Origin of the sequence: Hyphococcus lacteus, assembly GCF_041058985.1 — a bacterium.
Lineage (GTDB): Bacteria > Pseudomonadota > Alphaproteobacteria > Caulobacterales > Parvularculaceae > Hyphococcus > Hyphococcus lacteus.
The window spans coordinates 2062187-2075942 of record NZ_JBEHZE010000001.1 but is presented as its reverse complement, the minus strand read 5'-3'; the positions used below and the strand labels follow the sequence as shown (position 1 = coordinate 2075942).

At 51.0% G+C, this 13756-nt stretch carries 13 protein-coding genes; 1 reads left to right on the top strand and 12 read right to left on the bottom strand.

Annotated elements, in window-relative coordinates:
- Positions 1 to 34: 34 nt before the first annotated feature.
- The 12 genes from ABFZ84_RS09900 to ABFZ84_RS09845 form a co-directional block, all read right to left on the bottom strand.
- The gene (locus ABFZ84_RS09900; protein ID WP_369313859.1) at positions 35 to 1744 is read right to left on the bottom strand and encodes an ATP-binding protein; all 1710 of its coding nucleotides are present in this window, start codon (positions 1742 to 1744) and stop codon (positions 35 to 37) included.
- Positions 1731 to 2627, bottom strand: a complete 897-nt coding sequence (locus ABFZ84_RS09895; protein WP_369313858.1) for a sensor histidine kinase — start codon at positions 2625 to 2627, stop codon at positions 1731 to 1733. The genes ABFZ84_RS09900 and ABFZ84_RS09895 overlap by 14 nt, the downstream gene beginning before the upstream one ends.
- 162 nt (positions 2628 to 2789) lie before the next feature.
- The gene (locus ABFZ84_RS09890) at positions 2790 to 4715 is read right to left on the bottom strand and encodes a cation:proton antiporter (protein ID WP_369313857.1); all 1926 of its coding nucleotides are present in this window, start codon (positions 4713 to 4715) and stop codon (positions 2790 to 2792) included.
- 145 nt (positions 4716 to 4860) lie between these two features.
- Complete coding sequence (locus ABFZ84_RS09885) at positions 4861 to 5637, bottom strand: enoyl-CoA hydratase (RefSeq protein ID WP_369313856.1); 777 nt, start codon at positions 5635 to 5637, stop codon at positions 4861 to 4863.
- A gap of 26 nt (positions 5638 to 5663) precedes the next feature.
- Complete coding sequence (gene folE, locus ABFZ84_RS09880; RefSeq protein ID WP_369313855.1) at positions 5664 to 6254, bottom strand: GTP cyclohydrolase I FolE; 591 nt, start codon at positions 6252 to 6254, stop codon at positions 5664 to 5666.
- A gap of 8 nt (positions 6255 to 6262) precedes the next feature.
- Positions 6263 to 7399, bottom strand: a complete 1137-nt coding sequence (locus ABFZ84_RS09875; RefSeq protein WP_369313854.1) for a bifunctional 2-methylcitrate synthase/citrate synthase — start codon at positions 7397 to 7399, stop codon at positions 6263 to 6265.
- 15 nt (positions 7400 to 7414) lie between these two features.
- Entirely contained in the window at positions 7415 to 7654 is a 240-nt protein-coding gene (locus tag ABFZ84_RS09870; protein ID WP_369313853.1) for an antibiotic biosynthesis monooxygenase family protein, read from the bottom strand.
- 234 nt (positions 7655 to 7888) lie between these two features.
- Complete coding sequence (locus ABFZ84_RS09865) at positions 7889 to 8230, bottom strand: hypothetical protein (RefSeq protein ID WP_369313852.1); 342 nt, start codon at positions 8228 to 8230, stop codon at positions 7889 to 7891.
- 199 nt (positions 8231 to 8429) lie between these two features.
- Positions 8430 to 9341, bottom strand: a complete 912-nt coding sequence (gene prpB / locus ABFZ84_RS09860; protein WP_369313851.1) for a methylisocitrate lyase — start codon at positions 9339 to 9341, stop codon at positions 8430 to 8432.
- Between the two features lie 8 nt (positions 9342 to 9349).
- Entirely contained in the window at positions 9350 to 9760 is a 411-nt protein-coding gene (locus ABFZ84_RS09855; RefSeq protein ID WP_369313850.1) for a nuclear transport factor 2 family protein, read from the bottom strand.
- Between the two features lie 34 nt (positions 9761 to 9794).
- Entirely contained in the window at positions 9795 to 11327 is a 1533-nt protein-coding gene (locus ABFZ84_RS09850; protein WP_369313849.1) for an MmgE/PrpD family protein, read from the bottom strand.
- A 328-nt stretch (positions 11328 to 11655) separates the two neighbouring features.
- Entirely contained in the window at positions 11656 to 12411 is a 756-nt protein-coding gene (locus tag ABFZ84_RS09845; protein ID WP_369313848.1) for a sulfite exporter TauE/SafE family protein, read from the bottom strand.
- 439 nt (positions 12412 to 12850) lie between these two features.
- On the opposite strand from ABFZ84_RS09845, the gene cysD reads away from it, so the two are divergent.
- Positions 12851 to 13756, top strand: a complete 906-nt coding sequence (cysD, locus tag ABFZ84_RS09840) for a sulfate adenylyltransferase subunit CysD (RefSeq protein WP_369314565.1) — start codon at positions 12851 to 12853, stop codon at positions 13754 to 13756.

Here is a 13756-nt window from a genome sequence, read left to right as displayed (position 1 = left end):
GCTCTATCAAAGAGCCAGCAGGCAGATCAAACCATTACTCTATATCGGGCGTCAACATCCGCTGGGCGCGCCATTGTTCGACGATGCGGTCAATAAAGCTGTTGTCTTCAATATCGACTGACCAACCGTCGGTGAAACATGCGGTCAGGCTGCGGGGCACCGCGCCACTTGGCAAGGCATCAAACCGAATGCGCGTTGGCATCGGCACGCCCTCACCAACGGCAATCGCCTCACCTAATCCCAATGACGGCAAGCAACTCATCAGGCTTGTCGAAGCATCAGGCACAGCAGCACGTAGTGCATCCTGATCGGCCTGGTTTGCAAGTCGCATGGCAAAAATCGTGTTACATTGCGACAGAATAGTCGGGTCAAGTTCCGTCGGGCGCTGCGACGCAATCCAAAGCGACACGCCGGTTTTGCGACCTTCCTTGGCAATCCGCACGAGTGAGCGACGTGTCGGACCAAATCCTTCATTCGGATTTGCGGGTGCATATCGATGCGCATCTTCGCAAACAAGCGCGATCGGCGCTGCGCCATTGCTCCATAAACCAAATTCAAACGCCAACCGTGAAACGACAGAAACCACAACCTGAACGACCTCAGCCGGCAACCCGCCAAGTTCAATCACGCTAACCGGGCGACCATCAACCGGGATACGGAACAGATCACTCAACAAATCTTTCAGGGTGTCCTGAACAGTCAGACCGCCAAACATAAATGCGTAACGGGCATCCTGACTAATCGTGTAAATGCGGCTACGCAGGCGCTTATAAGGCGCAACGTTTCGCGTTCCATCAAGACCGCCAAGCGCACGATCAATCAGTCCGAGCAACTCAGAAATTCGATATGGCGTCGGCGTATCAACGGTAATCGCTGTCATGTCAGTGCGAAGCCGCCCCGCCCGGCCCGAACCCGTGAGGTTCATTTTCTTGGCCGCCGGCAAAAGGTCAGCGAGGATTTCAATCTCTTCGGAATCTCGCGGGCGCCCCGGATAAAGAACCTCAACTAATTCGTCGAAGGTCAGCATCCAATATGGCAGATTAAAGTTCGTGGGGTCGAAAATCACAGCCCCATCACCAAAGCTTTTCGAATATTCATTATGCGGATCAAGAACAACCACATGTGCATGGGGGAAGCGCTGTAACACCGCCCGCAGCAACAACGTGATCGCACAGGATTTCCCTGCGCCCGTCGTGCCCAAAATTGCACAATGACGGGAAAATATCTCATCAACATTCACGGTCGCCGGAATTTGCACATCTTGCTTGACCACGCCAACCCGAACACTCGCCGCGCCATTGACCGCAAACAGCGCCGTCAATTCATCCCGGGTCGCCACATGAACATTATCGCCCAACGTCGGATAAGACGAAACGCCACGCCGAAAACGCGCGGGCGCATTGATTGTCGGTTTCATAAATTCGCCGATTAATTCAATCTCGATGATGCGCATCTCAGCCGTCGCAACATCAAGGCTCGGCGCTGGCATACTCATCGCCGACACCAGCCCCAGTACAATCGACGACCCGGCATCGACACTCATGATCGCGCCTAATTGCGGACGCGACGCGCGATCGGCGTCCGGTTTATCCGCATCAAGCATAACAAGAGCATGAGAACCCGTAACCGAGACAACACTACCGACGCGGGGCTTGTCTTGAAACGCCATGTCAAAGGCTTCTGCGGTTGGTGCCGCGGCCCCTTTGCGTGAAAATGTAGAACCGGTTTGATTACGCGGCGTCATGCTTTTTCTCCGCAGTGAAGTTTTCAGCTTGTTGGGGACTAGGTGCGCGCTCTTCCTTCACAGGAGGCAGTGATATGCGGGCCAACGTGCCCTGTCCCTTTCGACTTTCAATTGAAAAACGACCGCCTTGCAACTCGATAAAGGTTTTCGCAACAGCGTAACCAACGCCCGGCCCTAAAAATGACCTATCCAACCCTCGATTGGCATGACTGAACGCGTCAAGCGCTTCTTCAAGTTCGCTTGCACTCAAGCCGTCGCCCTCGTCACGAACAACAATCTCGACCCAATCATTTTGGATTCTTGAAACCTTGACATGAACTTTTCCGCCCTTGTCACTGAGCTTGATCGCCGTATGCAACAGATGGTCTGTCGCCTGCGCAAATCTCGCCACATCACCCCAGCCACAAAGCTCTGAAACGGTATCTCTACGGACAATTTCAACCTCAGCGGCGTCGGCGCGAATCTTGGCGCGCTCCATCGCTTCGGTCAGAACCTCACCAGCGTCAATAGGCCCGTCATGGACTTCAACTTGTCCACTTTCGAGCGATGCAACCTCAAGGACCGTGTTGATATGCCCGAGCAATAGATCTGCCGATTGCAGGATATATTCTGAATAGTTTGTGCGTTGTTCCGGACCAATGCCATATTCTTCGCTATCGCGTAGCATCGTCGCAAAGCCGATGATCGCGTTTAAGGGTGTGCGCAATTCATGATTCATGTTGGCGAGGAATTCTGAACGCGCTTTGATCGCCAAATCGGCCTCAACGCGTGCCGCACGAATTGCAATTTCTGCCCGGCGGCGGACAAGAGTTTCCGTCATGCGTGCGTTATAATCAGCGAGCATCATGCCTTGTGACTGTGTAAATGGTTTCAACGTACGCATATTCCTCAACCCCACCTCGGATTGGTGGCCCACCAAAACCATAGGTAGCAAGGGCTAATGCGCCGTTAAGCATTCTCGCGATTTCAACAAAGCGATGGCATAATCATCAGTAAAAAACACCGTATGCTGTTTACTTCTGATTAAGATGTTGCGCTGGTCATCTTAAACCAATTTGGATTTCAGGTTTTCTTTTTCTGCCGCAGGTTTCGCATTTTCTTTTGTATCTTTTGCGTCTTTCCCGCCGTTTTCCTTAGCTTTTTCAGCTTTTACATCAGGTGGCTTGGGAATATAGGCCAGAACCACATCACCAATCTCTGGCTTTACCTCGGCTTCGCGCGACGCAAATGTCAGCCCACCTTTGCGCATAACCAGAACGATTTCGGCCTCAGGGTGCAGGTCTTTTTTGTATTGCTCTGGCGGATATTCCTCCGACAAACGTGTGCGCTGAAAAACCCAACCGGAATAGTGCCGACGCATTAACTCGTCGAGCGCAACCGCAGAATGAAGGAAGGTCTGCCCCTGCAAAGTATAGGAAAGCGCCTTGCGGTCTTCCTCGTCCTTGCCGCGCGCATTCACCTGAAAAATCGCGGCGCGGCTTAACTCTGGGGCAAGGTCCGTTGCCACCAAAGCATTATGCGCTTCGTTACCACCTAACGCCAACAAATAGCCAAAGCGGTTGAGGTCCATATGGTGTTCAGTCACCTCCGAGAGGATCTCGCCATAATAAGTTGGCACATTTGCAAGTCGCACTGGTTTGAGCCGTCGCCAACTCGTGTCCGCAACCGTTACCGGAACCTCCATGTCTTTCAACTTTGCCGCGAGTGCTGCCGAGAATGGTGATGCTCCAACAATCAACACACCCGGCCGTTCACGGGAGGCCAGTCCCAATGCTTTAGCCAAAGGCGAGATCGTGAACCCATGTAGAACGACCGTTGCGAAGACCATACCAAATGCGAGCGGGATGAGCTTTGCCCCATCCGCATAGCCTTCGGCGACCAATGATGCGCCGAAGAAACTAGAAACCGCCACAGCAACGATCCCGCGCGGCGCTATCCACCCAACGAGCAACCGCTCTTTCCACGGCAGACCCGAACCGATCGTGGCAATAAAAACCGTAAGTGGCCGCACGACAAACAACATCGCAAGCAAGAAAAGCGCACTCGACCAATCAAGCGAGCGAATAGAGTCCATGGTTAAGTTTGCCGTCAGGATAATGAACACGCCCGACACCAACATGATGGTGATGTTCTCTTTGAAGAGGCGCAAATCATTGATTGATGCGATTTTTGAATTCGCGAGCGTTACGCCCATGGCCGTCACCGAAAGAAGGCCGGCTTCATGTTGCAACAGGTTGGCCAATTCAAAACAAACCAAAACCAGCGCCAAAAGAACTGGCGGTTTCAAATATTCCGGAACCCACCCACGACGGAACGAAACTGCTGTTAACTTTCCAAATCCATAACCGGCACCAGCAGCAAGAATAGCGGCCACGATCAGCGAGCTGATGATGTCAGTAGACGATGCGCCATGATCGCCGATCACCAAAAACTCGAAAACAACGACCGCCAGCAACGCCCCAATGGGGTCGTTTACGATCCCCTCCCATTTCAGGAGTGTCGCTGGCCGCGAATTCAATTTCGATTGTCGCAATAACGGAATAATAACGGTCGGCCCAGTGACCACCATAATCCCGCCAAAAAGCAAGGCCACCTGCCACGATAAACCCGCAATCAAATAGGCGGCGGCTGCACCAAGAAACCAGGCAATCAGAACGCCCGGAAAAACCAGCTGGCGAACACCGCGCCCTAAGCCACGCAATTCGGAAATATTGAGCTGTAATCCGCCCTCAAACAATATCACCGCGACAGCCACCGCAATGATCGGGCGATAGAACTCGCCGAACAGGGCCTCCATCGGCGGGTCACCGGGACCTGCACCAGCGGCAGCAAAAATATTCAAGACTGGGCCGGCGATCACACCGGCAATGGCCATCAGAACAATCGCAGGAAGGTTAAAGCGCCACGCAAGCCATTGCGCCCCGATGCCTAAAACGCCGATGATCGCAAAGGCCAGTACGAGATTATCCATCGGCGCTCGGCTCCTCAAATATGATCCCCGCTAAATTTAACGGCCTTTCGGTGGCAGCAAACCAACAGGTTCACAGCCACCAAAGGGGAAGCTAGCTTATATGGAGTGTCACGGTGCCTTGCAAGAAACAACGCACCATGAGGGATTAGCGGTGTTTAAAGACCGGTTTACGTTTTTCCGTAAAGGCGGCCATGCCTTCTTTCTGATCTTCGAAAGCAAATACAGAATGGAACACCCGGCGCTCAAAACGGACGCCCTCAGATAGCGTAGTTTCAAATGCACGGTTCACCGACTCTTTGGTGAGCGTCGTAATCGGGCGTGAGAAGTTAGCGATTTTCTTTGCAACCTCGATGGCCTCAGCGCGCAATTCACCCACGGGGACAATCCGGCTGACCAAACCACAACGCTCGGCCTCTTCGGCATCCATCATGCGCCCGGTAAGGCACATTTCCATGGCTTTTGATTTACCGATAAAGCGGGCAAGACGCTGGGTACCGCCCGCCCCCGGTAACGCACCAATAGAAATTTCCGGCTGGCCGAATTTCGCATTATCGCCCGCCAAAATGAAATCACACATCAGCGCCAGTTCGCATCCGCCACCAAGGGCGTAACCAGCAACTGCGGCTATTACCGGTTTCCGGGTTTTCGAAACCTCTTCCCAGTTCGCGGTGATGAAATCTTCTTTTAGTACGTCGATATAGTTTTTCGAAGCCATCTCTTTGATGTCAGCACCAGCGGCAAAGGCCTTTTCAGAACCTGTGATCACCATGCAACCAATGGAATCATCCGCTTCGAACTTATGAACGGCGTCCGTGACTTCGTTCATCAATTTTTGGTTAAACGCGTTCAGTGCGTCCGGGCGGTTCAATGTAATAATACCTACGCCGCCATCGCTCTCAGTTAGAATGCATTCATATGCCATGAGAAAATCCTATTGCCTTTAATTTACTAAAAGCCGATCAACTTGATGACCTCTGATCGCGCTTTATCGTCTTCGCGGAAAACACCCATCATTCGGCTTGTCGTCATTGTAACACCCGGCGTTTCAACACCGCGGCAGGTCATACAGGCATGTGTCGCCTCAACAACAACGGCCACCCCTTGCGGTTCCAATACTTTTTGGATGCAATCAGCGATCTCAGCGGTCAGGCGCTCTTGCACCTGTAGACGCTTTGCATAGGCCTGAACAACACGTGCCAATTTAGAAATTCCGACAACGCGATCAGTCGGAAGATATCCCACATGCGCCTTACCAATAATCGGTGCCATGTGGTGTTCGCAATGGGAATGAAACGGAATGTCCCGCAAAAGAACAATCTCGTCATAGCCCCCGACCTGTTCAAAGGTGCGAGTCAAATATTCTTCAGGGCATTGTTCATACCCTTGAAAATACTCCAGATATGCGTCAACCACACGGCGAGGCGTATCGAGAAGCCCTTCACGCTCTGGATCGTCGCCCACCCAACGAATAAGCTCGCGAACGGCCTCTTTCGCCCGTTCGCGCTCTTCTTCGGTTCGCTCTCTATGCGTTGCCGCCATTGTAGATCCTATCTCTTGTCGATCGGTGTAACCTCTCGCTGATCCGGACCAGTATAATTTGAGAGTGGCCGGATCAACTTATTATCGCCAAGTTGTTCCATAATATGCGCCGTCCATCCAGTGATACGGCTCATCACAAAAATGGGAGTAAACATCGGAATCTCAAAGCCCATCAGATAATAAGCAGGCCCAGCCGGGAAATCGAGGTTTGGATAAATCCCCTTTTCTGACACCATGGTCTCGTCGAGTGCTTTACTCATTTCCCAATACATTTTGGCTTCGTCGGTTCCGATGATCTCGACCATATCTTTATATGCAGCCGTCATTGTCGGTACGCGGCTATCGCCAGAGCGATAGACCCGGTGGCCAAAGCCCATAATTTTCTTCTTCGTGGCAAGTGCATCCAGCATCCACGCTTTTGCGTTTTCTGCCGTACCCACTTCTTTGAGCATATACATAACAGCTTCGTTTGCGCCGCCGTGGAGCGGCCCCTTGAGCGAGCCAATAGCACCAGTGATTGATGAGTAAATTCCGGACAATGACGAAGCAATAACCCGCCCCGTAAAGGTTGATGCATTGAACGAATGTTCCGCATAAAGCGTCATCGATGTATCAAAACACTTAACTGTTTCAGCGGCGGGCACTTCGCCAAAACACATATGGAAGAAGTTCTCCGAAAACCCGAGATCATTATTCGGCGCGATAGGGTCTTTGCCGTTCCGCAAACGGAAATCGACAGCTACGATTTCCGGAATTTTAGCATAAAGGCTGATCGCACGTTCGTATAGTTTATCCGTAGCATGATCATGTATTTCTTTGTCTTCCAGACCCAGAAAACTAACGGCTGTGCGCAACGTTGCCATCGGATGCGCGCCCTTAGGGAACTTGCGCATGACATCGATCAACTCTTTAGAAATGCCACGCTGGCTTTTTTCCAGTGCGATAAAATCATCTAGTTGTTTTTGGGTCGGTAATTCTTTATTCCAGATCAAATAAGCAGTTTCTTCAAATCGGCACTGCGTCGCAAGATCCTGCACCGCGTAACCGCGATAGGTCAGCGAATTTGTCTCTGGCATCACTTTAGACACTGCGGTGTCATCGGCCATTACGCCTGCGAGACCATATTTTACGTCAGTATTTGTCATTTTTACCTGCCTATTTTACTTCTTCATTCCGTAAGTTCGTTCAACCTTGGTGACACGAACCGAATAGTCTTTGTACCAATCTGATCGCCCGAGACGTTGAGCCTCTATATGATCGACATTCTTCTTCCAGTTTGCGATGGCGGCTTCGGTCTCCCAGTAAGAAACCGTAATGCCAAATCCATCATCATTCCGTGCAGACTCTACGCCCAGAAAACCTGGCATGGTCGCGGCCAACGTTTCCATATGGTTGGCCATATCACTATAGCTTTGTTCATTTTGCTCTGTGCGCTCGCTAGAAAATATGACTGCGTAGTAGCCAGAACTTCTGTTTGGTGGTGTTACCATTTGCGCCTGTTTTATGCGTTTCACCCCGCCAGTTCAACAACTTAAAAAGCTCTTTTCCACGCTTGTTTTAAAATATAATCGCGGCGCTGCATAACAAGGTCAGCGCCGCGATAATTACGCTAAAAATTTTTCAATCGATTGTTATTAGTCTCCACCGCCCATTTCTGGAGATGGAGCAGCTGCACCGCCACGCCCCACGTCGCGCAAACCATCTTGTGTTCGGCGTAATCGCGCATCCCATTCCTTACCGGTCAAACAGACCTTTTGCATTGCAATTCGAGACCCTGTCACACGCTCTCGTCTGCAAATTACTTTATCGCCATCATCGACCTCGGATTGTTCATCCGCGGTCGCCGCATTACTATCCGACGCCGCCTCCGCCGTAAGGGCACTCGACTGAACGTTTCCATCGGTTGAACCGGTCGTCGCACACCCAACGACCAGGGCCAATCCTACCAAGATACTGAACAAGCTCCGCTTCATCATTATCCTCCCTATCAAAAGCTGCAAAGCACCAAAGGTGGTGATTGCAGACAAATAGGATGGACAGACATAGTTTCCATGTCAATCAAATCAAAACACGAGTGGAAACAAATGCTTACAGCGCAATTTGCTCGAAACGTCTCGCAAATTCCCTCCGCTACACATGTCATCCGATAACGTCACAATGTTCCCTGTACGGATATTATTTGGTTGGTGTATCGCTAACTTGGAAATTATAAATCGACTCATCGAACTTATTGTATTCGTGATAGCGCAACAAATCATACAGATCGCGACGGTGTTGCATCTGATCGAGGATGCCATTTTGGTCGCCGTCTTTTAGAATAGCATCAAGACCACGATCGCAAGCTCCCATCGCCAAGCGCAATGTTGTTACGGGATAGATCACAACATTAAAGCCGATATCCTCAAGTTCCTTTTTATTGAGCAAACGCGATTTTCCGAATTCTGTCATATTCGCGAGGATAGGAACATTGATTGCTTCACGGACGGCTTCGAATTCTTTTTCTGATTTCATCGCTTCGGGAAAAATCATATCCGCGCCCGCATCAACATAGGCTCTCATGCGGTCGATCGATGCTTCAAGGCCTTCTACAGCGCGCGCATCAGAGCGAGCGATAAGAACGAAATTCGGATCGCGCTTAGCATCAGCCGCCGCACGAACCCGTTGGATCATTATATCCGTTGAAACGATTTCTTTGCCATCGAGATGACCACAACGCTTTGGCATAACTTGGTCTTCGATATGACAACCAGAAAGACCCGCGTCTTCCATCATCATGATCGTACGCGCAGCGGCCATTGGTTCACCAAAGCCAGTATCAATATCAATGAACGAAGGAAGGTCGGTTACGCGTGCAATCTGCCGACCGCGCTCAACAAACTCTGTCATTGTCGCAATGCCAATATCCGGCAAACACAAATCGGCGGCCATAACAGCGCCGGAGATGTAAACACCATCAAACTCTTTCCGCTCGATCATCTGTGCACAGAGTGGATTAAACGCACCCGGAAACTGTAAAAGCTTGCCGGAAGAAAGCCCTTTACGAAAGTCGGCTCGTTTTTCTGCGGCTGATTTTTTAGTAAAAAGCATACTAACTCCTATTTGTACTCGCCAATTTTTCCGCCAATCGCCTCGCCCATGCGCTGGCCCAGCGCCATGAGGCCACTGACCGGACGGATCATGACTTCAAATTCTATAATCTGGCCGTCATCATCAAACTTGATGAGATCGACACCTTTTAATTGTTTACCATCAACATGTGCGCTGAATTCCAGAACGACATCTTTGCCGCCCGGCTCAACGAATTCACGGTGATAGGTAAAATCTTCGAACACCGTGATGACGGTCGAGAGCGCCAAAACCAAGGCGTCTCGACCGTGATAGGGACTATGCGCAACGGGAGAGCGGAAGACAGCATCCGGATGAATGATCTCTTTGAGGGTGCTGAGATCTCGCGCCACAATCATATCATGCCAACGCGCCAATGTTGTTTTCACTTCCGCTTTCATCGTCACCTATCTCCTAAAGATTGCGAATAACGGATTAAAAAATCCCTTTCGCTGGGTTTTCGACCAAATATCCGTTCGGTGCCACTGGATTAAGCACACGCACCTGTTCGGCAGTCAGGTTTGGTAACTGTTGAACCAGATCAAGGAAGCGTTCTGATTCTGATTTCTCAAGAATTTCATCCGTAAGGGTACGGAACTTCTTGATATATTCATCACGGCCAAACGGACGTGCGCCAAATGGGTGCGCGTTCGCAATGCCCAACTCGTCTTCGATCACGCGACCATCTTCCATGGTGATCACAACCTTTGCCCCAAACGCTTTTTCGCTTGGATCATGGCTGTGATAACGACGCGTCCATTCCGGATCTTCGAGCGTCGAAATTTTGTGCCACAAACGAACCGTGTCTGGGCGTTGTGCGCGTTCTGGCGCATATGATTTAACGTGGTGCCATTCACCATCCTGAAGTGCGACCGCAAAGATATACATGATCGAATGATCGAGTGTTTCACGAGACGCATTCGGATCCATTTTCTGCGGATCACCTGCGCCGGTACCGATCACATAGTGAGTGTGGTGCGAGGTATGAAGAACGATAGACTTCACTTTATCGAAATCATCAATTTCTTTGCCCATGCGGAACGCAAGATCGATCAACGCTTGTGACTGATACTCGGCTGAGTGTTCTTTGGTATAAGTCTCAAGGATCGCGCGCTTGGCCTCACCCGCACCCGGCAATGGCACCTGATACGTCGGATCATAAGGGCTTTTGCCCTGATCGCGCGCCGTACGGCCATTCAGGATAAACGAGATGACACTGTCTTCGCCTTCGTAAATCGGGCTTGGTGCACCCTCGCCGCGCATGCAACGGTCAACGGCTTCAATCGCGAGTTTACCCGCATAAGCTGGTGCGAAAGCTTTCCATGAAGAAATTTCACCTTTGCGTGACTGACGTGTGGTCACCGTTGTATGTAAGCCTTGTTGAACCGATTGGAAGATAACTTCCGTAGGCAGACCAAGAAGCGTACCCACAGCCGCAGAAGCCGACGGGCCGATATGAGCGATGTGGTCGATTTTATGTTCGTGAAGACAAATCGCCTTCACGAGATTGACCTGAATTTCATAACCCGTCGCAATACCGCGAACCAGATCGCTACCGTTCTTTCCGCATTGCTGAGCAACGGCCAGAACTGGCGGAATATTGTCGCCTGGGTGCGAATAATCGGCGGCCAAAAACGTATCGTGGAAGTCAAGTTCGCGAACAGCCGTACCGTTTGCCCATGCGGCCCATTCAGCACATACAGTGTGGCCGGCTGGCATACCAAACAATGTCGCGCCACCAGAGCGTAGATGCGCATTCGCCATTGCACGGGCTGATTTGATCGGGCCGCGATTGAGCGATGCAATCGCAACAGACGCGTTGTCGATAATGCGGTTGATGATCATGTCCGTTGCTTCGGCATCGACTTCGACTGAGTCGGCAGCAACGCTGGCGATTTTCCACGCCAGTTGGTCTTCGCGCTTTAACTCATCTTTCGACCGGTGTGCGCGAACGTCATGGATTTCCATGGAATAAACCTCGTTGTTAATTGTGCATATTAAAAACTCGATGGCGCGTCGGACCACGCCCGAATTCGATGAGCCTTCAATGGCGCAACTGCGACAGACTGTCCATTGGGGAAAACGGCGTCATAACGCCTCTGGAAAACTTTTACTGATTTTTCAAGTAGTTAGAAGTTTTCACAATTTAAAGGCGAGCAACAAAGATCGCGATTCCGCCAACCGCCCCAAGCGCCACAAGGCCATAGGCAGCGAGGGCTGCGAGCCGACCAAGGTTGTTTGTAAATAGCCGATTTCGGCGTTTTCTAACCTGTTCGTCAATCGTTAGAAATATTCTTCACCGGAAGAACAGAAGCTTAATCGCCATCCCCGCGAGCGCCAGATAGAATACTTTTTTGATCAGCGCCTCGCCTTTTGATACGGCTGAATTGGCACCTAGCCACCCCCCAATCGCATAGCCAGCCGCTAGCGCAAGTCCAAGCGCCCATTCAATTTTGACTTGTGACGCGAATACCCCAAGCGAGACGAACGAGAATACCATCGCCACAAAGACTTTGTGCATATTGGCCCGTACGAGATCGAGCCCCATCACACGGTTAAGAATCGGTAACTGGATCAGGCCCACACCAATTTGGATAAACCCGCCATAAAACCCCGCGATGACAAACAAAAAATGCCCCAGCAGCAGGTTTTTTGGTTTTCCATCAGTCTGTTTAGGCTTTTGCCCGAGGCCCGTCAGCATAATGACGAGAATACAGATCATGATGATCGCTAGCGTTCGGTCAAACCAGATACCATCTAACTTTACCCCGACCTGAGCACCAAAAAATGCGCCAAACCCACCACAAGCTGCTAACGTGGCGCTTAGCCGAAAGTCGGAAAAACCGCGCCGGAAGAAACCGCCAATCGCTGCAACGTTTTGGGCAATGACACCAATTCGGTTGGTGCCGTTCGCGACTGGGCCCGGCATGCCCATAAATAACATGACCGGCACAACCAACATCGAACCGCCCCCGGCCAGCACATTGATCCAGCCAGATGCCACACCCGCCACGAACAACAGGCCAACTTTCCACAATTCAACTTCAATCAACGCTTTATTCCTTTCCGGCTGGTCATGGGCGAAACCACGCCGAAAGGGAATGATCAAAAACGCCTAAACCATTCCTCGCGGCGGTTTTTCTGATCACAATCGTGGGATTAACCCCATCTAATGACGTTATTAGATAGAATGGCTTGCTATTTTTTGCACCTTTCGACAAAGTTTTCCAAAATTCGCACTTAAATCGTGGGACAATTCCCAAATGTCAGAAATAGAATCCCTCCTTACTCGAGCAAAAACCGCCGCTGAGCGTTCCGGCCTGACCCTCTCAACGGTGTCGCGCAAGCTGTTCAATGATGGCAAGGCCGTTGCCCGACTAGAAGCAGGCGGCCAGTGCACCCTTAAAACACTGGAAACGGCGCAGACGCGGCTCGCGGCGTTAGAGGGCGACACTTCCGCCAAAACGGCAGCGCCAATCGATCCGCAAATTATTTCGCCGACGGCGATGACCCATCTTGACCGGCTCGAAGCGGAATCAATTCACATCATGCGAGAGGTTGCAGCCGAAGCGGAAAACCCCGTGATGCTTTATTCCGTCGGCAAAGACTCGGCGGTGATGCTGCATCTCGCTATGAAAGCATTTTATCCGTCGAAGCCGCCCTTCCCGTTGATGCATGTGGACACCACATGGAAGTTCCGTGAAATGATTAAATTTCGGGACGATACTGTAAAGCGCCTCGGCTTAGATTTAATTGTGCACATCAACCAAGACGGTGTCGAACAAGGAATTGGCCCATTTACCCACGGCAGCCAGCTCCATACGGACGTCATGAAAACACAAGCCCTTAAGCAGGCGTTAGATAAACATAAATTCGATGCGGCATTTGGCGGTGCGCGCAGAGACGAAGAAAAATCCCGTGCCAAAGAACGCATTTTCTCCTTCCGGTCCGCAGAACATCGCTGGGACCCCAAAAATCAGCGTCCTGAGCTTTGGAATATCTACAACACTCGTATCGCTAAAGATGAATCGATCCGGGTGTTCCCGCTTTCAAATTGGACTGAGCTTGATATCTGGCAATATATCTATCGTGAGAATATTCCGATTGTGCCGCTCTATTTTGCTGCTCAACGGCCCGTGGTTGATCGCGATGGCGCGCTGATCATGGTTGATGATGACCGCATGCCATTGAACGGTACGAAACCAACCGAAGACATGGTCCGGTTTAGAACGCTTGGCTGTTATCCGTTGACTGGTGCCGTACGTTCGACCGCCACGACCCTTCCCGAAATCATTCAAGAAATGTTGGTGGCCCGCACATCAGAGCGTCAAGGACGCGTGATCGACCACGATCAAGCGGCGTCAATGGAAAAGAAAAAGCAGGAAGGGTATTTCTAA